At 67.1% G+C, this 23,457-nt stretch carries 20 protein-coding genes; 5 read left to right on the top strand and 15 right to left on the bottom strand.

Annotation, left to right across the window (positions count from 1 at the left end):
- From alr to B0T44_RS10155, 3 genes are all read right to left on the bottom strand, one after another.
- A partial coding sequence (gene alr, locus B0T44_RS10165) for an alanine racemase (protein WP_254893674.1) occupies positions 1-928 on the bottom strand: 928 nt, incomplete at its 3' end.
- Positions 929-966: 38 nt separating this feature from the next.
- The gene (locus B0T44_RS10160; RefSeq protein WP_175648016.1) at positions 967-1,602 is read right to left on the bottom strand and encodes an antibiotic biosynthesis monooxygenase family protein; all 636 of its coding nucleotides are present in this window, start codon (positions 1,600-1,602) and stop codon (positions 967-969) included.
- 157 nt (positions 1,603-1,759) lie between these two features.
- Complete coding sequence (locus B0T44_RS10155; RefSeq protein ID WP_077116829.1) at positions 1,760-3,235, bottom strand: NAD(P)H-hydrate dehydratase; 1,476 nt, start codon at positions 3,233-3,235, stop codon at positions 1,760-1,762.
- A gap of 59 nt (positions 3,236-3,294) precedes the next feature.
- Between B0T44_RS10155 and B0T44_RS10150 the strand changes: the two genes are divergently transcribed.
- A complete protein-coding gene (locus B0T44_RS10150; RefSeq protein ID WP_077116830.1) occupies positions 3,295-3,708 on the top strand; it encodes a plastocyanin/azurin family copper-binding protein in 414 nt (137 codons plus the stop codon).
- Between the two features lie 202 nt (positions 3,709-3,910).
- Here the strand turns inward: B0T44_RS10150 and glmS are convergent, their stop codons facing one another.
- Positions 3,911-5,794: a glutamine--fructose-6-phosphate transaminase (isomerizing) gene (gene glmS / locus B0T44_RS10145; RefSeq protein WP_077116831.1), complete on the bottom strand. Its 1,884-nt coding sequence runs from the start codon at positions 5,792-5,794 to the stop codon at positions 3,911-3,913.
- A 36-nt stretch (positions 5,795-5,830) separates the two neighbouring features.
- Between glmS and B0T44_RS10140 the strand changes: the two genes are divergently transcribed.
- On the top strand, positions 5,831-6,694 hold the full coding sequence (locus tag B0T44_RS10140; RefSeq protein WP_077116832.1) for a dienelactone hydrolase family protein: 864 nt from the start codon (positions 5,831-5,833) through the stop codon (positions 6,692-6,694).
- Between the two features lie 82 nt (positions 6,695-6,776).
- Here the strand turns inward: B0T44_RS10140 and B0T44_RS10135 are convergent, their stop codons facing one another.
- The 5 genes from B0T44_RS10135 to B0T44_RS10115 form a co-directional block, all read right to left on the bottom strand.
- Entirely contained in the window at positions 6,777-7,163 is a 387-nt protein-coding gene (locus B0T44_RS10135; protein WP_077116833.1) for a hypothetical protein, read from the bottom strand.
- 201 nt (positions 7,164-7,364) lie between these two features.
- Positions 7,365-9,023: a hypothetical protein gene (locus B0T44_RS10130; RefSeq protein WP_139347810.1), complete on the bottom strand. Its 1,659-nt coding sequence runs from the start codon at positions 9,021-9,023 to the stop codon at positions 7,365-7,367.
- Positions 9,024-9,027: 4 nt separating this feature from the next.
- On the bottom strand, positions 9,028-9,330 hold the full coding sequence (locus B0T44_RS10125) for a hypothetical protein (protein WP_077116835.1): 303 nt from the start codon (positions 9,328-9,330) through the stop codon (positions 9,028-9,030).
- 210 nt (positions 9,331-9,540) lie between these two features.
- A complete protein-coding gene (locus B0T44_RS10120; RefSeq protein WP_077116836.1) occupies positions 9,541-9,849 on the bottom strand; it encodes a DUF6802 family protein in 309 nt (102 codons plus the stop codon).
- Positions 9,850-9,939: 90 nt separating this feature from the next.
- On the bottom strand, positions 9,940-10,134 hold the full coding sequence (locus B0T44_RS10115) for a PspC domain-containing protein (protein WP_077117013.1): 195 nt from the start codon (positions 10,132-10,134) through the stop codon (positions 9,940-9,942).
- Between the two features lie 146 nt (positions 10,135-10,280).
- Here B0T44_RS10115 and B0T44_RS10110 point away from each other — a divergent pair, with 146 nt between their 5' ends.
- Both B0T44_RS10110 and B0T44_RS10105 read left to right on the top strand, forming a co-directional pair.
- Complete coding sequence (locus B0T44_RS10110) at positions 10,281-11,945, top strand: ABC-F family ATP-binding cassette domain-containing protein (protein ID WP_077117015.1); 1,665 nt, start codon at positions 10,281-10,283, stop codon at positions 11,943-11,945.
- 214 nt (positions 11,946-12,159) lie between these two features.
- Entirely contained in the window at positions 12,160-12,666 is a 507-nt protein-coding gene (locus B0T44_RS10105) for a hypothetical protein (RefSeq protein ID WP_245839323.1), read from the top strand.
- Positions 12,667-12,688: 22 nt separating this feature from the next.
- Here the strand turns inward: B0T44_RS10105 and glmM are convergent, their stop codons facing one another.
- The 5 genes from glmM to B0T44_RS10080 form a co-directional block, all read right to left on the bottom strand.
- Positions 12,689-14,071, bottom strand: a complete 1,383-nt coding sequence (gene glmM, locus B0T44_RS10100; protein WP_077116838.1) for a phosphoglucosamine mutase — start codon at positions 14,069-14,071, stop codon at positions 12,689-12,691.
- Positions 14,072-14,293: 222 nt separating this feature from the next.
- Complete coding sequence (rpsI, locus tag B0T44_RS10095) at positions 14,294-14,806, bottom strand: 30S ribosomal protein S9 (RefSeq protein ID WP_077116839.1); 513 nt, start codon at positions 14,804-14,806, stop codon at positions 14,294-14,296.
- Positions 14,803-15,246: a 50S ribosomal protein L13 gene (gene rplM, locus B0T44_RS10090; protein WP_077116840.1), complete on the bottom strand. Its 444-nt coding sequence runs from the start codon at positions 15,244-15,246 to the stop codon at positions 14,803-14,805. The genes rpsI and rplM overlap by 4 nt, the downstream gene beginning before the upstream one ends.
- Positions 15,247-15,388: 142 nt before the next feature.
- Positions 15,389-17,254, bottom strand: coding sequence for a hypothetical protein (locus B0T44_RS27980; RefSeq protein ID WP_254854188.1), 1,866 nt, complete (start codon positions 17,252-17,254; stop codon positions 15,389-15,391).
- Positions 17,255-17,342: 88 nt separating this feature from the next.
- Positions 17,343-20,003, bottom strand: a complete 2,661-nt coding sequence (locus B0T44_RS10080) for an FHA domain-containing protein (protein ID WP_077116841.1) — start codon at positions 20,001-20,003, stop codon at positions 17,343-17,345.
- A 114-nt stretch (positions 20,004-20,117) separates the two neighbouring features.
- Here B0T44_RS10080 and B0T44_RS10075 point away from each other — a divergent pair, with 114 nt between their 5' ends.
- The gene (locus B0T44_RS10075; protein ID WP_077116842.1) at positions 20,118-21,563 is read left to right on the top strand and encodes a neutral zinc metallopeptidase; all 1,446 of its coding nucleotides are present in this window, start codon (positions 20,118-20,120) and stop codon (positions 21,561-21,563) included.
- A 19-nt stretch (positions 21,564-21,582) separates the two neighbouring features.
- Here B0T44_RS10075 and B0T44_RS10070 read toward each other — a convergent pair whose 3' ends face one another.
- A complete protein-coding gene (locus B0T44_RS10070; protein ID WP_077116843.1) occupies positions 21,583-22,908 on the bottom strand; it encodes an FHA domain-containing protein in 1,326 nt (441 codons plus the stop codon).
- Between the last annotated feature and the right edge of the window lie 549 nt (positions 22,909-23,457).

Here is a 23,457-nt window from a genome sequence, read left to right as displayed (position 1 = left end):
CGTTGGGCCGCCGGGCCCCGCCCAGCCACACGTCGAAACGCCCGCCGAGGACACGCGACACCCCGTCGGCGTAACCAGCGGGTATCAGCGCGACGGTGGTGTCGTGCGGGGCGATCCATTCGTGCCCGTAGGAAACCCCCTCACCGATAGCAACCTGCTTGACCAGCGCGACCTCGGCTTGGAAGGTCATCGCGGGCCGCAACCCGAATTCCCCGATATCGGGCACCGGTGTCAGCCCGTACACGGCGATACCGGGACGGACCATATCGAAAGCCAGATCGGGGCGGGTCAGGGTCGCGGCCGAATTGGCCAGATGCACCAGCTCCGGTTCCACACCGTGTTCCTTAGCGGCGGCGATGGCGTCCAGGAAGCGATCACGCTGCACGTCGATCACCGGATGGTGCGGTTGGTCGGCGTGCGCCAGATGGGAGAAGATCGCGCGGAACCGGACGGCGCCCTCGTCGACGAGGGTGCGCAGCAACGCGAGGACCACGGGATATTCGGTGACGGATACGCCGTTGCGGTTGAGCCCGGTGTCGACCTTGAGGGAGACGATCGCGGTCCGGCCGATCCGGCGCGCGGCCGCAGCCACCGCCTCGAGTTGCGCGGCCGAGGACACTCCGATCTCGATATCTGCGGCGATCGCCGCGGCGTAATCGGAGTCGTAGGTGTTGAGCCAGCACAGGATGGGCGCGGTGATCCCGGCCTCGCGCAGCAGCACCGCCTCGTGCACCGTGGTCACGCCGAGCTCGGCCGCGCCTGCGCCCAGCGCCGCCCGGGCCACCTCGACTGCACCGTGGTTGTACGCGTCGGCCTTCACCACCACCATCACTGCCGCATCGCCTGCGTACTCGCGCAGGACCCGCACGTTATGAGCGATGGCATCCAGATCGACGACGGTTTCCACTTGCGCGTTCACGGTGCAAATCCTGCCATCTCCGACAGCGCCTGCGACGCGCCCACCCCTCAGCGCGGCATTGCGCCGAAGCCGGTGACGACCTCGTAGATCGCGGTGTTGGGGGTGGCTTGCGCTCGCGCCGCCTCGGTCGCCGCGGTCATCGGCGAGCTCTGCGCGGCTTTGCGCCATACCTGCACGCTGTCCCAGTGGGCGATATTGACGAGCCGAAAACGCGCGTCGGAGGTCAGCGAACGATGTAACCGGACGTTGCGGAAACCGGCGGAGCGTTGCATATGCCGGGCTCGGTCGGCCCAGTTGGCGGCGAATTCTGTGACAACCCCGGGTTCGATCTCGAAGATGTTCATGAACGTGACACCGGGCCCGGTGAACACACGATCTTCAGGCGAGCGGAAGTCGTGCACCGTCTCATACGTTGCGGAGGAGGCGCGTACCTCGGCGGGCAGGATATCGATATCTTCGGCTACGACCTGCTCTGCGCTGTCCCAGTGCGCGACGGCGACCACTGGGAAACGGGCTTCGGCATCGATGGACCGGTGCAACCACACATCACGGAAGCCGGGCGCTGCGCGCAGCGGCTCGGCGTCGGCACGCCACGAGTCGGCGAACTCATCGATCCGCGATACCGGCATTTCGAAGACGGTGACGACGGTGGCTTCCTGGTCGGTCATGTCGACAGTCTTCACCGCCAACTCCCCCATGGGTCAATGCTTTTCCTGTCTACTGTCGGGAATATCGCACACGTGGACTGTGGTCTGCCCGTCGTCTACGATTCGCCACCGATCCAGGGTTTACCCGGGCCGAGCCTACGGTCACCACGCACCGAGCCGGATCACCGAACGTTCAGTCGCTCTCGAGCCCCTGAGCTCCGCCGTCGATACGCCCGGCGAGGGCACGCAGTATCCGGATCGCGGCGGGTAACTGTCGCAGCAGCGGGGTGGCGGAAATGGGGGCGGCCGCGGGGTGGCCTTCCTTGGCGGCGAGGTTGGCGGCCAAGGCATGCGCGCGAGCGGCAGCCGCGGCCGCCCAAGCAGGTTTGCGGCCGGCGGCGAGCAGCGCCCCGATGATGCCGGACAGCACATCCCCTGCGCCCGCCGTCGCAGCCCATGATCCTCCGGCCTCGTTGACCAGCACCGGCGCACCGGGGGCGGCGACGAGCGTGGCTCGGCCTTTCAACAGCACGGTGACCCGCCAGGACTCGGCGAATTCCCGCACCGCCGCCACCCGGTCGGCGCCCACGTCGCGACCGGCGAGCCGAGCGAATTCCCCCGCATGCGGGGTGAGCACGGTCGGCGCGGTGCGCGACCGCACCAACTCGGGTTCGGCTGCCAGCAGTGTCAGGCCGTCGGCGTCGATCACCACCGGCAGATCGGTGGCCAGGATGCGCGCCAACCGGTCGCGGGCATCGTCGTCGGTGCCCGCGCCAGGACCCGTGACCCACGCCTGTACCCGCCCGGTGGACGGGATGTCGTGCGCGGTGACAACCTCCGGGAAATGCTCGAGCACCTGGTCGGTCGCGGTCCCCGTGTAGCGGACCATGCCCGAGGTGGCGGTGACCGCGCCGCCCGTGCACAGAACGGCCGCGCCCGGGTAGCGGGCGCTGCCCGCGCAGATCCCGGTAACTCCCTGGGTGTACTTGTCGTCGGTGGGAGCAGGCACCGGCCAGCCCGCCCCCACCTCCGCGGGCTCCAAAGCAGCCAACCCTGGTTGCGGCAGCCGTAACCCGATAGGCACCACATCGATTCGGCCGCACCAGGGCGCGGCCAGCGCGTGCACCGGCTTGCGAGCGCCGAAAGCGACGGTGACCTGCGCCCGGACCGCGGGCCCCGAGACCGTCCCGGTATCGGGGTCCACCCCGCTGGGCAGATCGGCGGCCACGATCGGCGCGTCCAATCCGGCAATGATTTCCGCCGCGCGCGGACGTAGCGGGCCGCGCCCAGAGATGCCGACGATCCCGTCTATCACCAGATCCGGGCGGCCTGCTTCCGCCTGCACCCGTCCCCCAGCTTTCCGCAACGCCGCCAGCCCTTCCTGATGAGCGCGCTGCGGGTTCAGCAGTACTGCGGTGACCGCGACACCGCGGCGCCGCAGCGACATACCCGCCCACAGCGCGTCGCCGCCGTTGTCACCGGAACCGACGAGCAACGTCACGGAACGCCCCGCGACCCCTCCGGTGCGGACACGCAATTCTTCGGCCGCCACCCTGGCCAGCCCGTGCGCAGCCCGGCGCATCGGCACTCCCGCCGCCACCCGGGTGAACAGCTCCGCTTCGGCCGCTCGCACCTCGTCGACGGTGAAGTATCCACGCTGACCGGCCATGGGCTCGCACCTCCACTGGTTGATCGGGCGACGACGAATGCAGACTACGCTTGGCGGTCATGCTGTTTCGCCACCACGCCGCGTCTCTTCCGATCGCCGGGCTCGTCCTGGTAGCGGCACTGCTGTCCGGTTGCGGATCCGACTCCGACGCACCCGCCCCGGCAACGACCAGCACTTCGGCAGGCGCGCCCGCACCGGCCCCGGCGGACAGTTCCGCCCGGACCGTCACTGTCGATGTCTCCGATATGAGCTTTGCGCCCGCCGATATCACCATCTCCGCCGGCGACACCGTCACCTGGAAGTTCGACGACCGCTTCCCGCACGGCGTGCAGGGCATCGGCGACAAGGCGATGGCGATCAACAGCCCGCTGTTCGAGCAGGGCGAGTGGAGCCATACATTCACCCACCCGGGCACTTATCGCTACCTGTGCCCCCTACACCCCGATATGCGCGGAACCGTTACCGTCGAATAGTCCCAAACGAGCTCCAAGCCGAGGCGGACCACCCGCGCAGGCGGATCCATCGTTACGACGACAACGACCAGCAGCGACAACGCACAAGGCAGCTGCGCGCAGTGAATCGATGGCACCGCAGCGGGCCCCGACACGAAGCCGGGGTCCGCTTGCCGGTATATCGCCTACTAAACCCGACGCCGCGTGCCTCCCCTGTTCCCCGTTATTCGACGGTGACTGATTTCGCCAGGTTGCGCGGCTTGTCCACGTCGTAACCGCGGGCTTGGGCGACCTCGGCCGCGAATATCTGCAGCGGAACGGTCGACAGCAGCGGCTGGAACAGGGTGGGCGCGGACGGGATCTCGATGAGGTCGTCGGCGAACGGGCGAACCGTTTCGTCGCCTTCCTCGGCGATCACGATGGTGCGCGCACCGCGGGCCTGGATCTCGCGGATATTGCTGAGCAGTTTCGAATGCAGTACCGCTCGGCCCTTCGGGGACGGCATCACCACGATCACCGGCAGACCGTCCTCGATCAACGCGATCGGGCCGTGCTTGAGCTCGCCCGCGGCGAAACCCTCCGCATGCATATACGCCAGCTCTTTGAGCTTGAGCGCACCCTCCAACGCCACCGGGTAACCGACATGGCGGCCGAGGAACAGCACTGTGGGCACCTGCGCAAGTTCGCGGGCGATGGACCGCACCTGCTGAGCGGTCTCCAGCACGCGGCTGACCAGTTTCGGCATCGCCTCCAGCTCGGCGAACTCGCGTGCCACCTCATCGGGGTACTTGGTGCCGCGTGCCTGTGCCAACGCCAAACCCACCAGATAGTTCGCGGTGACCTGCGCCAGGAACGCCTTGGTGGACGCGACACCGATCTCCGGCCCGGCCCTGGTGTAGAGCACAGCATCGGATTCACGGGGGATCTGCGCGCCGTTGGTGTTGCAGATCGCCAACACCCGCGCCTTCTGCTCCTTGGCGTGGCGCACCGCTTCCAGGGTGTCGGCGGTCTCACCGGACTGGGAAATGGCCACGACCAGCGTCGACCGGTCCAGCACCGGGTCGCGGTAGCGGAACTCGCTGGCCAGCTCCACCTCGACCGGCAGCCGCGTCCAGTGTTCGATCGCGTATTTGGCGAGCAGACCGGAGTGGTAGGCGCTGCCGCAGGCGACGACGAACACCTTGTCCACATCGCGCAGTTCCTGATCGGACAGGCGCTGCTCGTCGAGGACGATCCGGCCGGACCCGCCGGGCCGCTGATCGAAATGCCCCATCAACGTGTCCGCGACGGCGGCGGGCTGCTCCTCGATCTCCTTGAGCATGAAGTAATCGTGCCCGCCTTTTTCGGCGGCGGCCAGATCCCAGTCGATGGTGAACGGGCGGGTGCGCACACCGTCGCGGGCCCCGGCGAAATCGGTGACACGGTAACTGTCGGCGGTGATCACCACGGCCTGGTCCTGGCCCAGCTCGACGGCCTCGCGGGTGTGTTCGATGAACGCGGTCACATCCGAGGCGAGGAACATCTCGCCGCGGCCAACACCGACCACCAGCGGGGTGGACCGGCGGCCGGCAATGATCTTGTCCGGATGGTCGGCGTGCGTGAAGACCAGCGTGAACGCGCCCTCCAGCCGCCGCAGCACGGCCAGCGCGCTCGCCTCGAAATCACCCGCGGTAGGGCCTTCGGCGTAGGCGCGGGCAACCAGGTGCACGGCGACCTCGGTATCGGTGTCGCTACCCAGTTCGATACCGGCTTCTTCGAGTTCCCGCCGCAACGGGGCGAAGTTCTCGATGATCCCGTTGTGCACGACGGCGACCTTGCCCGCGGCGTCGCGATGCGGGTGCGCATTGCGGTCCGTCGGCGCGCCGTGGGTGGCCCAACGGGTATGGCCCATACCGGTGGTGCCCGCGAAGCTCCCTGGTTCGGCTTCGCCGAGCTCGGCCTCCAGATTCGCCAGCCGACCCGCCCGGCGTTCCACCGAGATCTCACCGTTACCGTCGAGGATCGCCACACCCGCCGAGTCGTAGCCGCGGTACTCCATGCGGCGCAAGGCATCAACGACAACGCCCAACGCGTCCCGGTACCCGACGTACCCAACGATTCCGCACATGGATCACCAGACTACTTATCGGATAACGTTCACGTTGTGTCGGCGTCTGTGAAATCGCTATTGAGCATCCTGACCAGCCGTGGCCCGCACCGGGTGTTGCGCGGCAACCTGGCCATCGCAGGCCAGCCGGGCGTGGTGTACACCCCGGAATCGGGTCGGGACCTGCCCGCTGTCGCGTTCGGGCACGGCTGGCTGACCGGCGCAAACAACTACCGGACCCTGCTCGAGCATCTCGCGTCGTGGGGTTTCGTGGTGGCCGCCCCAGATACCGAGCACGGGCCGATTCCGTCACATCTGGGGCTGGCGACCGATTTGCTCACCTCCCTCGATATCTGTACCGGTGTCCGGCTCGGTGACGGCACGATCAGCGTGCACCCGGACCGTCTGGCGCTCGCCGGACACGGCATGGGCGCGGGCGCGGCCGTCATCGCGGCGTCGCAACGGCGTGTCGGCGCGGTCGCCGCCCTCTTCCCTGCCCCCACCGCGCCCAGCGCCGAAACCATCGCCCCCGATATCGACGCCCCGGCGCTCGTCCTCGCCGGCACCGGCGATATCGATTCGATGAACTCCAACGCCATCGCGCTGGCCGCCGCCTGGCGTGGGCCGCGCGTCCTGCGTGCCCTCGACGGTGCGGGGCGCAACGGTCTCATCGAAGGCCGCCGCGTCCTGTCCGCACTGGGGGCGGGCAAACACGAAGGCAAGACCACCCGCCTCACCCGGGCCCTGCTCACCGGCTACCTGCTGCACACCCTGCTCGGCGACAAAACCTATGCGGCGTTCAGCGACCCGGAAGCATCGATCCCGCACACCCGCCTGGTCGACCCGCTGGCCGAGCCCGAAGAACCGACCACCCCCAGCCCCGCCACTATCGGTCAGCTGGTCTCGCTGCTACGGAAGTAGGCTGTCGGCGCCATCGCTCCGGGAGCCCGGTCGGCTCGGTCTTCGCTGCGGCCGACCGCTGCGGTAAAGGTCGCCCGCAGCATCAGACCAGCCAGCTCTTGCGCTGGTAGTAGGCCGCCTCCTCGTCATCGTCCTCATCGATGGGTGTGACCACATCTTTGGCGCGACGCGCCGCAACAGAACGCGCGATGGCGTCACGTTGCTCACGCGCCTGGGCCGCGAGCCTCTCCTGCTCCTCGGCTTCCAGGCGCGCCTGCTCGGCATCGGCCTCGGCCTGACGCGCCTTCGCCAGCAACTCCTCGCCGTGCTCCTCCCAGAACTGCCGCGCGGCTGCCTCCGACTGTTCTGTCAGCTCTTTACTCTTGGCTGCGGTGCGCTGTTTGATCTCCGCGATTTCTTCGATCAGTCGCGCCGCACGCCGACGGCTTTCCTCACCGATACGCTCTATCTCCGCGGCGTAATCCACCATGCTGCCCCTCCTCGATCGCGAGTTTCCCAGGCTTCACCGTTCACTGACCCATACACCGTGAGGCCGGTACCCACCACGTCCTTCGCCCCGGAACCGGATTTCACCTGGTCACCGCCGGTTCCTTCCGGAGAACCAATTTGCCGATCAGCTCGGCCGAACCAGACCCGCTGGCGCTTGCTTCCGGGTACAGCGAGGGGCTGTTCACAGGGGGCCCGCCTCGGCGAGCCGGGCGCCGATGTCGACATACGGTTCGGTGTCCGGCTCGGACTCGGGTTCCTGCTGGGGTTCGGGTTCCGGCTCAGGTGGTGGGTAGTTCTGCGGCTGATGCTCGCCGTCTTCCTCGCGTTTGCCGTTCGGCGCTCCTGGTATCGATGGTTGTCCGGTTGACTGCGGTTGCTCATCTTCCGGCGTCCCCGGCTCGGACTCATCGCCTTCCGTGGCCTCGTCTGTCTCGTCGGTCACGATTACCGGCCGACCTTGGTCGTCCAACTCCAGCTTGTACTCCTGGGCTCGGCCGTCCTCGCCGGTCACCACCATCTTCAGCTGGCCGTCCGGCCCCATCTCTAGCTTGACCTGCTTACCTTCCAGGTCAAGTCCTTTGTCCTCCTCCGGTTTTCCGTCACCATCAGCGTCCGTATCGGGCTTGCCGTCGCCGTCTTTGTCGGCTTCGCCCTCGATATTCGCCTGTAGTTGTTCGATCGCCTTTTCGACGCCCTCGGTGACCGTGCCGGTCAGCGCACTCAAACCTTGTTCCACTGCCTGGGCAGCCGTGGTCATCAATGGGGTGAGCTGGCTGGTCAACTGTCCGAGTGCGCCGAGACCGTCCAGTAGATTTCCGATCGACGGGGTCTGCGTAGTGGATGGGACCGTGGTCTGAGGTGCGCCGGGTGTGCTCGGCGTTCCCGGCGTGGAGGGAGTCCCTGGCGACGATGGAGTTCCCGGCGTCGATGGGTTTCCGGTCGTGGTCGTTGTGCCTGGCTGGTTCTGGGGCGGCCCCTGTGGGCATGGATATGGAGCTTCGGACAGCTCCCCGAAGGAGTCGATCAGTCTGCCGTAGATGCCCTTGATGTCCTGATCGGCCAAATCGCATGCCTCGCGGAACTTTGCGGTCTTGTCCGGATAGTCCTTCTTGAAGACCTCGTTGAGCCACCGGTGACAGCGGTCTTTGATGGCATCCTCGGCCGGCCCCCACGCCAGGAAACTGCCACCTGCCGTATCGAGGGTTACTGTGAGTCCTTCCATGGAGGTATACGAACCCAGTTCAGGGAATATACGCCTGATCTTTGTCAGCTCACTCTGGTCGGAACCCCACGAGAATCCCATTCCTTCCGCCCCTTGGATGATGACATCAACATCCTCTGGGGTCTTTCCATCAATTCTGACTTCGATTCCGTTCTCCAGGATCTGGAGCACGACTTCCGCTTTACGCTTGACGGCGTCGCGCAACTCTTTCGGGGCCGCATCCATGGCTTTCCATATTTTCTGGACTGCGGTGATATCCGCTGATGCCATGGCCAGTTGCGTAGCCATCATGTCCGAGGCATTTGTAGCCGCCGCCCCTTCCCACACCGATGGGAGCCGTTGCGCGAGCTGCTGTTGCTGTCCGTGCTGTGCTGTCGCTCCGTCCAACGCCTCTTTCAGCGCGCCGGCCGCGTTGCGAATCTTGTCCTCGTCGAGGCCGTTCTGTTCATAGAACCGCTTGTGCAAAGCCTGGTAATCAAGGAAATCCGCGGGCAGATCCGAAAATGCCCTTCTATATCGCGACTCGAAATTCTCGAAATAGAGCAGACTCCGGGAGCCGATATCGAGAAGCTGAGTGACGGTGCCGTCCACAGGAACATGAAACCCGTTGTCTGCCATCGGGTCAGCTCCCGGCGTTGGTGGTGTTGGTGGCGTTCTCCTGGTCCACATTGGAGTAGATGACCTCGGAGGCGCCCACCGCATGTCCGGTGTTGGTGGTGGCCTCGGCCCAGTCCTCCAGCCAGGCACGTACCGCTTCGAGGCCGGTTTGGATCTTCTTGCCCTGCTCGGAGTAGTTCGCCCCCACTTCGCCTGGGCCGACCATATTGTTGGACACCTTCTCGGCCTGGTCTTTCACCACCGATGCGGAACTGTTCAGCTCGTTGCCGAGCTTGCCGAGCTCACCGGTCTGCACCCCTGTGGTCATCGTTCCCCTCCATCGCGCTCTGCCTCGTCGGCCCTGACAGATTCTGGTACCGCCTACTTGATTCGACGCACCTGCAGGCGTTTCGGTTCCATACGATTTCAGCGCCATCGGGTGGGCGAGGGACAGGCGATGCGAGAGATTCGATCACAACGCCGGACGGAGTGCCTACTGGGCGTGAGGCACTACCGTCTGCTCTGGCGACCGGAACCCCTACTCTCCCACTTTCCCCTGATCGGTGCGCACCCATTCCGACGTCCCGTCCGGATGCCGGTGGTACTCCCAGGCCGAGTAGTCGCCGTCTTTCTCGACGGTGGTGGCCTGGTCGGCGTAGCCGTCGAGGTCGGTGTCGGTCCAGACGTTCATGGCGTCGGCGGTGGTGTCGGTGTAGGTGTCGAGGACACCGTCGCCATCGATGTCCTGGGTGGGGTCGGTGAGTTCCACCGGGCCGAGGCCGTCGAGGGACGAGGATGCGTCGAGGTCGGGCATATCCAGGCCGGGGAACTCACCCGAAGTGACCATGGCTCCTCCTGAACGGGACTCGTGTGCGCGCCAGCGTACTTCAGCGGGGTTTCTATCCTGTCATCCATATCTCCCGTGCGCAGCCCCGGCTCAGCGCTGCTTGGGGATGATCAGCCACAGCGCCAAGTACAGGATGAACTGCGGGCCTGGCAGCAGGCAGGACAGCACGAACAGCAGCCGGACCACTCCGGCGCTCCAACCGAAATATTCGGCGATGCCGCCGCATACTCCGGCGATCCATTTGTCGGTGGTCGAGCGGGTGAAGCGGCGGGCAGGGGCGGTCATGTCGGTCTCCCTTTCGGTGTCGATCACTACAACGTCCATGGTCCGCGGATGCACGGGGCGCGGCATCGGTCCCGTTACCGATACCCACCCTGAATTCGGCACGACCGGACTCAGGGTGTTCCCCGGAGCAGGGCAGACTGTTGCGGGTGAGCACCACTTTGCAGGCGCGCGGGCTGTCCGCCGCGCACGGGGAACGCGTCCTGTTCAGCGACCTCGATCTCACCCTCGCCCCCGGGGACGTGATCGGCCTGGTCGGCGCAAACGGGGCGGGCAAATCCACCCTGTTGCGGATGCTCGCCCAACGGCATGGCGTGATCACGCTCAGCCCGCCGGACGCGACGATCGGCTACCTGGCGCAGGAACCGGAGCGGATGCCGGGCGAGACAGTGCTCGAATTCCTCGGCAGACGCACCGGTGTCGCTGCCGCGCAACAGGCGATGGACGACGCAGCCGAACGGCTCGGCAGTGGCGACGACGGCGACGGCGACGGCGACGGCGACGAATACTCGCCCGCGCTGGAACGCTGGCTGGCGCTGGGCGGCGCGGATTTCGAACAGCGCGCCGGGCAGGTCGCCGTGAGTCTGGGCCTGCACGACAGCCTCCCTGATGGGTTGCGCACCCCGATGACGGTGCTGTCCGGCGGTCAGGCCGCCCGGGCGGGCCTGGCGTCGGTGTTGTTGTCCCGCTTCGACATTCTGTTGCTTGACGAGCCGACCAACGATCTGGATCTGGACGGCCTGGCCCGGCTGGAACAGTTCGTGACCTCGGTGCGGGTGCCGTTGATGGTGATCAGCCACGATCGGGAGTTCCTGGCGCGCTGCGTGAACCGGGTCGTCGAACTCGATCTGGCGCAGCAGCAAGTGGGCGTGTACGACGGCGGCTACGAGGCCTATCTGACCGAACGGGAGATCGCCCGCAGGCATGCGCGCGAGGCGTACGAAGAGTACGCCGACACCAAGGCGGGGCTCGAAGCCCGCGCGCAGATGCAGCGCAACTGGCTCGAGCACGGAGTGCGCAACGCACGCCGCACAACCCGCGACCCCAGAAAGCTCGATTCCGACAAGGCCGGGCGCAGAATGCGCGCGGAAGCCACCGAGAAGCAGGCGGCGAAGGCGCGGCAAACGCAGCGGCGGATAGAACGACTGGAAGAGGTGACCGAACCGCGTAAGGAATGGGAACTGCGGATGACCATCGCCGCGGCGCCGCGCAGCGGGTCGGTGGTCGTCACGGCCTCGAACGCGACTGTGACGCGCGGAGATTTCCGGCTCGGGCCGATCACCACCCAGATCGACTTCGCCGACCGGATCGTGCTGACCGGGGTGAACGGGGCAGGTAAGTCGACACTGCTCGCCCTGCTACTCGGGCGAATCACGCCGGAGACCGGCAGCTGTGCGCTCGGTTCGGGTGTGCTGGTGGGCGAGGTCGACCAGGCACGCGGGCGTTTCCGCGGAACCGACACGCTGGCACATGCTTTCGGCACCCAGATGCCCGACTGGCCCGACGCCGATGTGCGCACCCTGCTCGCGAAATTCGGTCTACGCGGCCAGCACGTGCACCGCGCCTGCGACATCCTGTCCCCCGGCGAACGCACCCGCGCCGCACTCGCACTGCTGCAGGCACGCGGAGTCAACCTGCTCGTCCTCGACGAACCGACCAACCACCTCGACCTGCCCGCGATCCAACAGTTGGAGCAGGCCGTAGCGTCCTTCACCGGCACAATGCTGCTGGTCACCCACGACCGCCGCATGCTCGATTCAGTACACGCGACCCGCCGCTGGCACCTGGACAGCGGGCGCCTCACCGAAACCTGATTCCCGATACCGCCTCCAGCGACAGCGGAACATGTGCAGTACATGCCTCAGTTGGCGGCCCGGCTCGCGTTTCAGCCCTCACAGCTGGGAGCGCCGGGACGGACGAACGTCCGACACTCGCGCGTGCACCGCAGGCGCAAGTCGCGAGGGCTGAAACGCGAGCCATCAGGGGCCGCGAACCCGCCGCGACAAAGCCGCGGCCAATATACACAGCATGTACGAGGCTTTGCTCCAGCAGCTACCTGTCCTACGCGTGAGTGTCCTCGCGCACGCCGGTACCGCAGCCGAAGCACCATTCGAGCTCGGTATCGACACTCGCCTGGCACTGGCCGCTGCGGGTCTGATCTTCCTGTCCGCGCTGGTCCTCGGTGTGTGGAAATACCACGGCATGCGCACCTCGCCCGACGGGACCGCGCACGTGTACGTCGATATCGCCCACCGCGCTGCACTCATGTACTCGTTCGCCACCCTGCTGCTGGCGGTGTTCACCGAGCTCAGTGGTTGGCCGACCGCGGTGAATCTGGTAGCCGCCGCGATCGTCGTGGCGTTTTTCGCCGGTGCGATCGCGACCTATGCCTGGCATGGTTACCGCCGCGACACCACCAACCAGTTCCATGGCGAGATCGGGCAGCCGTTGCGGTGGACCATGGTCGCCCTCATTGCGGGAGAAATCGGCGGTTTCCTGGTGCTGTTCACCGGTTTTGTCGCGGAGCAGTTCTGAATCGAGCAGCTCGGCCGCGGAATCAGGCCGTAGCGACTCGTTTGGCAAGATCGTCGGCGAGGTACTGTGCCTGGGTCAGGTCGGTTGCTTCGACCATCACGCGCACGAGCTGCTCGGTGCCGCTCGGACGCAGCAGGACGCGGCCGGTGGCGCCGAGTATCCGTTCGGCCTCTGCGACGGCGTCACGCACATCGGCCGCGGAGGTGGCGGCGGCCTTGTCGGTGACCGGGACGTTCACCAGGACCTGCGGGACCGTCCGCAGCACGGACGCCAGATCGGCGAGGGTGCAGCCGGTGGCGCTCATCCGGGCCATCAGTTTCAGGCCGGTGAGGACGCCGTCGCCGGTGGTGCCGTAGCGCGGGAAGACCACGTGCCCGGACTGTTCCCCGCCGAGCGCGAAACCGCCGCGACGCAATTCCTCCAGCACATAGCGGTCGCCGACCGCGGTGGTGCGGACCGTTATCCCCGCCTCCCGCATGGCGATATGCAGGCCGAGGTTGCTCATCACGGTCGCGACCAGGGTGTTGTCGGTGAGGTCGCCGTCGGCGTGCATGGCAAGGGCGAGGATCGCCAGGATGGCGTCGCCGTCGACGATATTGCCCGCTGCGTCCACGGCCAGGCAGCGGTCGGCGTCGCCGTCGTGGGCGAGGCCGAGGTCGGCGCCGTGCTCGAGCACTGCGCGGCGGACCTGGTCCAGATGGGTGGAACCGCATCCGTCGTTGATATTGAGGCCGTCGGGTTCGGCGTTGATCGCGATCACGGTCGCACCGGCCTCCTGGTAGGCGGCGGGCCCTACTTCCGCGGCCGCTCCGTGCGCGCAATCGACGACAACGGTCAGCCCATTCAGGTCCTGGCCGGTCGCCTCGACCAGGTGTTCGACGTATCGTTCGTGGGTTCCGGCGACGCTGTACTGGTCGGGAACAACCAAACCGTGCTCGGGGGCGCCGACCGCGTTGAGGACCCGGCCGATACCGGCCCCGGTGGGACGCGCTGGGGTTCCGTCGGCCATCAGGGCCTCGATCCGGTCCTCCACTGCGTCGTCGAGTTTGTGCCCGCCCGCGGCGAAGATCTTGATCCCGTTGTCCGGCATCGGGTTGTGCGAGGCGGAGATCATCACGCCAAGGCACGCGTCGTACAAGCCGGTGAGGTAGGCGACGGCGGGCGTCGGAAGCACACCCACCGAAAGCACATCCACACCCGCAGCGGTCAGGCCTGCGGTGATGGCGGCCTCCAGCATCTCGCCGCTGGCACGCGGGTCGCGGCCGACGACCGCGAGCTTGCGTCTGCGGCCGCGATCGCCGCCGAGAACCTGCGCGGCCGCTCCGGAAACCCGTAGCGCCAGTTCCGGGCTCAACGAATCGTTGGCGAGCCCGCGTACCCCATCGGTGCCGAACAAACGTCCCATACTTCGCCCCTCATCGGTGATTCCGCGACGTGCGCGACGCGCCTGGATGCGGTCCGGACCACCGCCGAAGGACCCCACGACGCACCGCAGCAAGTTCATACAGCACGAGAGCAGGCGACCAGCCGGGCTGGAAGCCTGCTCTCGTACAGGTGCCGTATCGGCCTGACCGCGTTTTCCGAATAACACCAGAATGCGGTGGCAGCCGATGCGGCGATGCCGAAATCAGCGCTTCGAGTACTGCGGCGCCTTACGCGCCTTCTTCAGACCGTACTTCTTGCGCTCGGTGGCGCGCGGGTCACGGGTGAGGAACCCGGCCCGCTTCAGCGCGGGACGATCCTCGGGGGTGGCCTGGATCAGCGCGCGGGCGATAGCCAGCCGCAATGCACCGGCCTGGCCCGACGGGCCACCGCCGACCAGGCGGGCGTGGATATCGAAGGACTCGGTGCGCTCGACGGTCACCAGCGGTGACTTGACCAGCTGCTGGTGCACCTTGTTCGGGAAGTAGTCCTCGATGGAGCGGCCGTTCAGCACGAAGTTGCCGGTACCCGGCACCAGCTGCACGCGGACAACGGCCTCCTTGCGGCGGCCGACGCTCTGCACGGGGCGCTCGACCAGCGACGGGACGTAGGTGGCTTCGTATTCGACCTCGTACCCTTCGCCGTCCTCGATCGGCTCGGCCGCGGCGTCTTCGACGACCGCTTCGTCGTACTCGTTGTATTCCTCGGGAGCGGTCACTGGGCCACCTGCTTGATCTCGAACGGAACGGGCTGCTGCGCCGCATGCGGATGGGTCGGTCCCGCGTAGACCTTCAGCTTGCCTGCGATGGCGTTGCCGAGCTTGTTCTTGGGGATCATGCCCTTGACGGCCTTCTCCACCAGACGCTCGGGACGGGTTTCGAGCACCTGTCCGACAGTGCGGGTCTTCAGACCGCCCGGATGCCCGGAGTGACGGTGGATCAGCTTGTCCTGCCGCTTGTTGCCGCTGATGGCGACCTTGTCGGCGTTGATGATGATGACGAAATCGCCACCATCGACGTGCGGGGCGTAGGTCGGCTTGTTCTTGCCACGCAGCAGAGTCGCTGCCTGGACGGCAAGACGGCCGAGCACTACGTCAGTGGCGTCGATGACGTACCACTTCCGGGTAACGTCACCCGCCTTCGGGCTGTACGTAGGCACAGTTCTTCCCTGTCTGTCGTCGGTGCTGCCGGCCCGGTGCGCAACCGAGGTGACTCCCGGCGGCCGGTTGAGACCCGGGCCCCGTCGCTGTCGCACACCAGCTGATCACGATACCAGCCGGGTAGCGCACCGGAGTAACTGGTCAGATATCGATGGGCGGACCCGGATCGACTGCGCCGGGCGGGCCGGGAATCAGGAAACGCAGGGTGTCGATGTCCGGGTGCGCGCAGTCGGGGGTAGCCGTGTCATCGGTGGCCGACGAGGCCCGTTCCCGCAGCGGCGCACCCTGGTCGTCGAGCTGTGCCCTTGCATGTACCGGGGTGGAGCCCGTCTCGCCGGGAGCCTCTGCCCGTTCCTCGGGGGCGGGGTCCACCTGTGGTTGAAGTGAGATCCGCGGTGTCAGTGCGCAGCCGGCCGCACTGTAGCCGAATCCGGAGACCGCGCTGGCCAGCTCGATGGTTTCGCCTTCCGGCAAGCTCGCACCGACTGCTCCCAGGGTCAGAGCGACCGCCCCCGCCACCGCTGGGGCGCCGAACACATTGCCCTTCATTTTGTTCCAGATCATGCCTCTGCCCTGCGAAGCCTCGCCCTCGGCGTGGCTGCTGCGGCCTTGCTCGCCCGTTCCCGGCCGGCCAGTACGACCGGGCGCAGTGCGCTGATCGTCGGGTGCGGTACCGGGCGGGCGGGTGAACCGGCTACCCAGTTGGGCCAGATTCGGCGGTAGGCCGCGGGAGGTATCGCCCGACCCGACCTTGACCGTCATCTCGCTGTCCGGTCCCGACGCGGGCGCGGCGGGCGGCTGCGCCGCGACCGAACTGTAGGACGTCGGACCGGTATGCGGGCCAGGACCGGTGGGACCGCCGCCTTCCTGCCCGGTTAGCGGTGGATACGACGGCCCGCCCGGCGGAAAATTCTGTCCCGGTGGTCCGGCATCGGGTCCAGCCGGGCGTTGAGCAGGCCCGTTCCCGGCTCCGGGGATGCGGCCGCCTTCCGGGCCGTGGGGGTGTGGTCCCCCCGGATCAGGGGCGGGGCGCATCGCTTCCGGTCCCGGCGCAGGCGGCTGCGGCGGACCGGGCGGGTGTTGCGGCGGGTGCGGCGCGGCGTCGGGACGAACCGGTGGGGGCGCAGCCGGTTCGGCATGCCTACCCGTCGACGCCGGCTCAGCCGAGTCGTTCTCGCTCAGCAGGAGATGTGCCGCGCCGAGCACCAGTGCGTGAATGGCATGGTCGGCGTGCTGGAACCGATGCCCCAGATGGTTGCGGAAGGCGTGCCACAGCGGTTCGTTGAAGCGCGCGTTGCCCGCGAGCAGCACGGTCGAGGTGTCCGCGCCGATGGAGCGCGCTGCGGCCATTACCTCCAGCACCGCGTCGTCGGCGGCCTGCGCGGTGCCGGTGGCCTCCCGAGACAGCGGCAGCTCGACCGATTCGGTCGGCTGCTGATCGTCCCCGTGCACCGCGACCACCAGCGCTGTGTGGCCATCGGAGTACACCCCGGTAGCGCCGATACCCTGCGGGTTGCCCGCATCGGGGGACCGCACCAGGCCCAGCGCCCGCACATATCCCGACAGCGCGATCGATTCCGGGATCGGCTCGACCTCCACGTCGAGCTGTTCCACCAGCGCGCAGTAGAGGTCGACCTTCTCGTCCGGCCAGCCATCCGGATACGGCAGCGCGACCACATCGGGTTTACCGCGCAGGTAGTCGCCCATGCTCGCCAGCGGGTTGTACAGCCTGGCGCGGAACACCAGTTCAGCAGGCCAGGTCGCGCCCGCGATCACGATCCGTGGGTGGCCGATGATGTCGCGCACGTCATCGATCGCCCGTCCCAAACCCTGCTGCTGCCGACCCACCCCGGCGGTGTGCAACCGTCCGGACGAATCGGCGAGCAGATAGGCGGGGGTTATGTAGCTACCCTCGACCCGCACCGGGCGGATGGGCACTCGGCCACCGCCCGCGGCCACGGACACCACATCCCGCCCGAGATGTACCGCCCCAACTCGCACCATCACAGGCATCAGTGTGCCTGCTGCGCGCAAGATACGCTCGCCGCCCCGGCGGTCGCGTACCGGCCGGGGCGCGCTCGCTCGGTGACCGGGTTCACGCCGAAGTCTTCTTCAACCGCAACCGCTGCCAGGTCACCACCGACATCACCACGGTGAGCAGCACCAGGACGCCTATGTCGAGAGCCCAGATCTCCTTGCTGTGCTCCCACAGACCATCTGGTTGGGCAGCGGGAAACAGCTCGCGGATATTGACGGTGGACGCCCCCGCCGCATAACCCCAGCGGGACGGGAACAGCCACGACACCTGTTCGAGGACAATCCGGTCGGTGACCGGGATCATACCGCCCGCCATCACCAGCTGGCACATGATCATCACCACTAGCAGCGGCATAACCTGCTCGTTGGATTTGGCCAGTGTGGACAGCAGCAACCCGACCACGACGCAGGAGATTGCGGTCACCGCGATATCGATATAGAGCTCGGCGCTGCCCAAGGCGAGCACCGACCCTTGATCCGGCCGCTTCTTCGCCGCGAGCACGATCCCGACCAGCACCGCCGACTGCACCAGCGCTGCGAGGCTGAACACCACGATCTTGGCCATCAGATACGCCGAAGGCAGGAGGCCGACCGCACGCTCACGATGGAAGATGGTGCGTTCGCCGACCAGGTCACGCACAGTGAGGGTGCAGCCCATGAAGCAGGCGCCCAGGATCAACACCACCAGCAGTTGCTGGGTTTCCCCGCCGCCGTCGCGGACGAAGAAACCCTCCTCGGTCTGCCGCAGCGGCCCCGGCGCGAGCCCGTTGTCGCCAGGCACGACCAGTGTCAGTCCACCGAGCACGAACGGCATCAACACCAGGAACACCAGATATCCCCGGTCGGCCAGGATCAACCGCAACTGTCGTCTGGCCAGTGTGGAGAACTGTTTCCAGCCGCTGGACTGCGGTGGTGAACCCATCGAGCCCTGGCGCGCCGGTGGTGGTGGGGGCGGTATGAACGCCTGCCGCGACCGGTAGGCCGCGAACGCCTGATCAGGGTTCGCGGCGACATCGGCGAAGATCTGCGCCCAGTCGCTGGTGCCGAGGGCTCCCTCGACCCCGGCCGGGTTGCCCGCGTAGGCGGTTTTACCGCCCGGTGCGAGCAACACCACCTGGTCGCACATATCCAGGCAGGCCACCGAGTGGGTCACCACGATCACCACGCGGCCCGCGTCGGCCAGCTCCCGCAGCATCATCATGACCTGACGATCCAGCGCGGGGTCCAGGCCGGAGGTCGGCTCGTCCAGGATCAGCAGCGAAGGGCCGGTGAGCAGTTCCAACGCCACCGACGCACGTTTGCGCTGACCACCGGAGAGCCGGTCTACCCTGGTGCCCGCATGCTCGGTGAGCGAAAGTTCGCGCAGCACACCGTCGATCACCTGCTGCCGGTCGGCCTTGGAGGTATCCGGAGGCAGACGCAGTTCGGCGGCGAAACCGAGGGCCTGGCGCACTGTGAGCTGACGGTGCAGCACATCGTCCTGCGGCACCATACCGATACGGGAGCGCAGCGCTTCGTATTCGGCGTGCAGATTACGGCCCTCGAAAGTGACTACACCCCCGGAGGGCTGGGTGTTACCCGCGACCAACTTCGACAGGGTCGATTTACCCGCGCCGGACGGGCCGATCAGCGCGGTCAGGGTGCCGCGCCCCGCCTGCATGTTCACGTCGACGAGCAGCTGCTTGTTGCCTTCGACGGTGAACCCGACGCCGTGGACGTGCAGGCCTTGTTCGGCGACCGGACGCTGCCGGTGCACGAGCGTGCCCTGCTGCACGACGAAGTCGATATTGCCGATGGTGATGATGTCGCGCTCGCGCAGCACGGTGCGCTGCTGGCGGTGGCCGTTGACGAAGGTGCCGTTGGCCGAACCGAGGTCCTCGATGGTCAGGCCCTCGCTGCCCGCGATCAGGCGGGCGTGTTTACGGGAGGCCAGCGGATCGTTGACGACGATCTGGTTGTCGGAGGTACGGCCGATGGCCAGGCCACCGGGCGGCAACCGGTCGGCGCGGGCGATCGGTTCGGAGGATGCACGGGCGCGCACGGGCGGCACGGCGGCGGTGCTCGCCTTGGCGGTCATGTTGACGTTCGGTTCGGGCGGTTGCGGCGGTGCGGGCGGCGTCGGGGGACCGCCGTGCGGCGGCCTGCCTCCGCCGTGGGGTGGCTGTCCCCCGCCGTGCTGCGGACCCGCGTACTGCCCGGCGCTCTGCTGGGGACCGCTGTGCTGCGGCTGCGGATGCGGTCCGCTGCGGTGTCCCGGTACCCGCTGGCCGCCGGAATGCTGAGGATGAGCGGGATGCGGTTGATGAACCGGCGGACGCGCGTGTGGTGCGGCGGGCTGCTGCGCCGCAGGCTGGTTCGTGGCCTGCCAGTGCGGCTGGGCCGGTCGCTGCTGGGGTGCTGCGGGTGCGGAAACGGGCAATAAATGCAGCAACGGCCCGGTGATCGCGTCACCGAGCCGGATTTGGGTCGGGCGGTCGATCGGGACCGGTTGACCGATCCGCGTCGCGTTGACGAATACGCCGTTGGTACTGCCGTTGTCGGTGAGTACCCACCCTCCCCGTTGAAAGGTCAACGTCGCGTGGATTCGGGAAACCAGCGGACTGTCTACGAACAGCGTCACTTCCGGCGCGCGGCCCATCGTGACGTGCTGGCTCGAATCAAAGACTCGTTCAGTTCCATCATGGCGCACGGTGATGGTCTGCGCCCCCGGTGTAGACATGCAGCGGATACTATTCCATCACCCGGATCCCAGCGGTGCCCCCAGTACTGGCGTCTGCCCCCGGTCCGGCGCGTGAAATGGACGTTTACCCCGGTCGGGGAAGGGGAGGAACCAATGCCGAAACTCCGTGCTGCCGCGCTCATCTCCGCGGCCGTGTGCGCGGTGCTGCTGGTTGCCGGATGCACGCGGTCGGTGGACGGGCGGGCAGTTTCCATCTACGACGATCCTTTTCAGGTCGCGGGCCTTCCCACCACCGGTGGGCCTAACGGGCCGCGCCCCGATGTCCCCGACAGCGAATTGAGTGCCCGCAACGGCGACGGCGGCGAAGTGGACGCCCTGGCACTCAACGCCGTCGAGGACATCCAGACCTACTGGAGTGAGCGTTTCGACCAGGAGTTCGAGGGCAAGTTCACCCCGGTCACCGAACTGGTCTCGTGGAGCGCGAAGGCCTCGCGCGCAGATTCGGTGGAGTTCTGCACCGAAACGACCTACCGCATGGTCAACGCGGGCTACTGCAGGCTGGACAATTCCATTGGTTGGGACCGGGCGCTGCTGTTACCTGCCATGACGGACAGTTTCGGACCGATGGCGGTGGTGATGGTGCTGGCTCATGAATACGGGCATGCCATCCAGAACATGGCAGGCATCGTCGCACGAGACGACCCGGTGATCGTCAAGGAACAGCAGGCCGACTGCTTCGCCGGCGCGTTCATGCGTTATGTCGCCGAGGGCAAGTCGAAGCATTTCACCATCAACACCTCCGATGGCCTGAACTCGGTGCTCGCCGCGACCGTCGCCATCCGCGATTCCGATCCCGACGACCCCGACAGCGTGCACGGTTCGGCGTTCGAGCGGGTTACCGCGGTGCAGATCGGTTTCACCGATGGCCCCAAGGGCTGCAAGGCCATCGATATGGACGAGATCGAGCAGCGTCGTGGTGATCTGCCGCAGAGTTTCGCTTATGACACCGGGCGCGGTGAATACCCGATCACCAAGCAGACCCTGATCGAGCTCAGTAAGGCGCTTGCGGCGATCCTGCCGATCGACGAGGACCCGACCTACAGCTACGACGGCGCGAAGATCGACTGCTCCGACGGCACGAGCACCGCTCCGGTGTCGTACTGCCCGTCCAGTAACACCATCGCAACCGATATCGACGGCCTGGCCGAACGCGGGACCGCCGAAAACGACCTCGATGACCCGCTGCCGGTGAAGGTGACCGGCGATTACAACGGCTACCTCGTCTTCATCGCCCGTTACTCGCTGGCCGTACAACGCGATCAGGGGCTGCGTCTGGTGGGCGCCAAAGCCGGTTTGCGGGCGGCGTGCCTGTCCGGTGTGGTGACCGGGAAGCTCGCCCAGCCCGGCCGCCCGCCCTCACAGGGCGATATCACCTTGGCCGCAGGTGATCTGGACGAGGCGGTTTCCGGCCTGCTCACCGATGGCCTGGCCGCCAGCGATGTGGAGGGCAAAACGGTGCCCAGTGGTTTCGCCCGGGTGGATGCCTTCCGCGCCGGGGTGTTCAACGGGGAAGCCACCTGCATGTCCCGGTATTCGTGACCGGCGCGGCACCGGCCGGTCAGCCGAACGGCGGCGGAGCCAGCGGTTCGAAACGCAGCACACGGTTACCGATCAGGATCTCGGTGCCGGGAACCAGCACCATCGGCTGGTTGGGTGTCAGCCGCACCCAGTCGCGATAGCCGGCCATCCGGATGCGGGTGCCGTTGGTCGAACCGCGGTCCAGCAGGGTCACATCCCAGTCGATGAGCAGCAGCTCGGCATGCGCCCGCGACATCCCACCCGAGCTGTCGTCCACTTTCAGCGGCGCAAGTCCCCGCATGGCTTGCTCGGAATGCTCGGGGTCGCGGCCGAGAACGGTATCCACGGTCAGCACATGGGAGGAACCGTCGTCGAGGACCAGCATGCCCAGCGGTGGCCGCACCACTTCGAGCAGCGGCTGGGTCTGGTCCACCGGCATACCGCACACCGAGCAGAACGCCGAGCGAGGATCGGTGGGATGGGCTCGGGCGCAGGTGAACCCGAGCACCTTCGCGGTGAGCGCTGCGCCCTTCGCGGTCGCTTCCGTCCGCCTGCGCAGCTCGGGGTCCGGCTGCGGCACGAGCTCGGGGCCGCCCTGTTCGGTAGGGGCGTGATGCGGGTCGGGGGCCGATTCCCCCGCCATATCCAGTAGCGAGGTGGCGGCTTCGGTCGGTGTCGCGTCCGGATCGACCGGCTGGTTCGGGGCGGCGGGGCGTTCCCGCGGCTGCGCCGGGTCCAGGCGGGCGGTAGGCACCGGGCCGGTGTCGTCGCGGTCTGCCGGGCGCGGCGAGTGATCGGCCGGAGCGGCCGGGGACGGCGGACGGTGCCGGGCCGCCTCCGTCCAGACGATCACGCCGCGACCCGGCGCGATTCCTTCGACAAGCCAGCCGATTCCGCGTTCGGCGGGCAGATCCGGTATCCGGCCGTCGGAGTCGTCGGCGAACAGGGCGACCGCGTGCGCCGGCGTCGGCACGGCACGGTCGACGGTGAACGCGGCGTCGCTGCCGCGGTAGTGTTCGACCTGCTCGCCGGCTACGACGGCGGTGACCGCGCCATACAGGAAGATCGCTACCTGCTCTGTTCCGGCCGGGGACAGAATGCCGAACTCTATGGCAAGCCCGGGGCTTATCCGCTCGGCATGCTTCGTCAGCCAGCGGGCCGCCTCGCGGGCGATGACCGCGCCGGGTTCGTCCGGACGCTGTTCGACTGCTGCACGCACCAGACCGGCCAGCGATTCCAGGGCGAGCACAGCGGGCGAGTCCGCGGTCGGATCATTACCGTCGCGATGCGCGACCAGCAGTACCGCCCCGGCGACCCGGGCGACGACGTGCCCACCGGCGACAACCTCGACCTGCCGATCCTTCATCGAGCTCGGTCTCTGCCACGGAGCTGGTTCGGGGTGCGCACCACCTGTCCAGGGTATTGCAACAACGACAGCAATGGCCGTCGATACCGGTCTTGGCCGGGTAACTTCGAAAGGGCTGGAGAACGCCGATGTCCGGCAGAACATCGCGGCGCAGTACGCACTACTGGCCAACAGTCTCTGCTCGGGCCTGCCTGCCGCCGTGCCCCTAGCTATGGCGAGGTGCCGGACACGGTATGACCGGGTTGTAGTGATGCGTGTGGTATGCAGATCACAGCGCTGGGCGGCGGTGAAGGCTCCCACAGCGGCGAAACCGATGCACCGGAGGAACAAGCCAGGCGGTCGAAGCCGGCACAGGACGCGTTCCCCGAGCTGCCCGCTGATTGCCGAACCTGTTGTGCGGAAACATGTTCCCATGACGACACGCTGATTTGTCCACATCAGACAGGCGAGGCTAACCTAAGCTTGCTCTATGTGACCGAGCGCGCGATGCGCCGGAAACCACGCTACACCCAACCGCCTACACATGGCTCGAGTTATGCTTTCTCGCTA

Source organism: Nocardia donostiensis (assembly GCF_002081715.1).
GTDB lineage: Bacteria > Actinomycetota > Actinomycetes > Mycobacteriales > Mycobacteriaceae > Nocardia > Nocardia donostiensis.
The sequence above is the reverse complement of the archived record's forward strand: the minus strand, read 5'-3'. Positions and strand labels throughout refer to the sequence as shown.

Bases quoted from the DNA above. Each gene is read 5' to 3' on its own strand.
- glmS (WP_077116831.1), bottom strand. From the start codon at position 5,794: ATGTGCGGAATCGTTGGGTACGTCGGGTACCGGGACGCGTTGGGCGTT.
- B0T44_RS10115 (WP_077117013.1), bottom strand. From the start codon at position 10,134: ATGACCGCCCCTGCCCGCCGCTTCACCCGCTCGACCACCGACAAATGG.
- B0T44_RS10075 (WP_077116842.1), top strand. From the start codon at position 20,118: ATGCCGAAACTCCGTGCTGCCGCGCTCATCTCCGCGGCCGTGTGCGCG.
- B0T44_RS10150 (WP_077116830.1), top strand. From the start codon at position 3,295: ATGCTGTTTCGCCACCACGCCGCGTCTCTTCCGATCGCCGGGCTCGTC.
- B0T44_RS10155 (WP_077116829.1), bottom strand. From the start codon at position 3,235: ATGGCCGGTCAGCGTGGATACTTCACCGTCGACGAGGTGCGAGCGGCC.
- B0T44_RS10070 (WP_077116843.1), bottom strand. From the start codon at position 22,908: ATGAAGGATCGGCAGGTCGAGGTTGTCGCCGGTGGGCACGTCGTCGCC.
- B0T44_RS10120 (WP_077116836.1), bottom strand. From the start codon at position 9,849: ATGGTCACTTCGGGTGAGTTCCCCGGCCTGGATATGCCCGACCTCGAC.
- B0T44_RS10125 (WP_077116835.1), bottom strand. From the start codon at position 9,330: ATGACCACAGGGGTGCAGACCGGTGAGCTCGGCAAGCTCGGCAACGAG.
- glmM (WP_077116838.1), bottom strand. From the start codon at position 14,071: ATGGGACGTTTGTTCGGCACCGATGGGGTACGCGGGCTCGCCAACGAT.
- B0T44_RS10080 (WP_077116841.1), bottom strand. From the start codon at position 20,003: ATGTCTACACCGGGGGCGCAGACCATCACCGTGCGCCATGATGGAACT.
- B0T44_RS10105 (WP_245839323.1), top strand. From the start codon at position 12,160: ATGTACGAGGCTTTGCTCCAGCAGCTACCTGTCCTACGCGTGAGTGTC.
- B0T44_RS10130 (WP_139347810.1), bottom strand. From the start codon at position 9,023: ATGGCAGACAACGGGTTTCATGTTCCTGTGGACGGCACCGTCACTCAG.
- B0T44_RS10135 (WP_077116833.1), bottom strand. From the start codon at position 7,163: ATGGTGGATTACGCCGCGGAGATAGAGCGTATCGGTGAGGAAAGCCGT.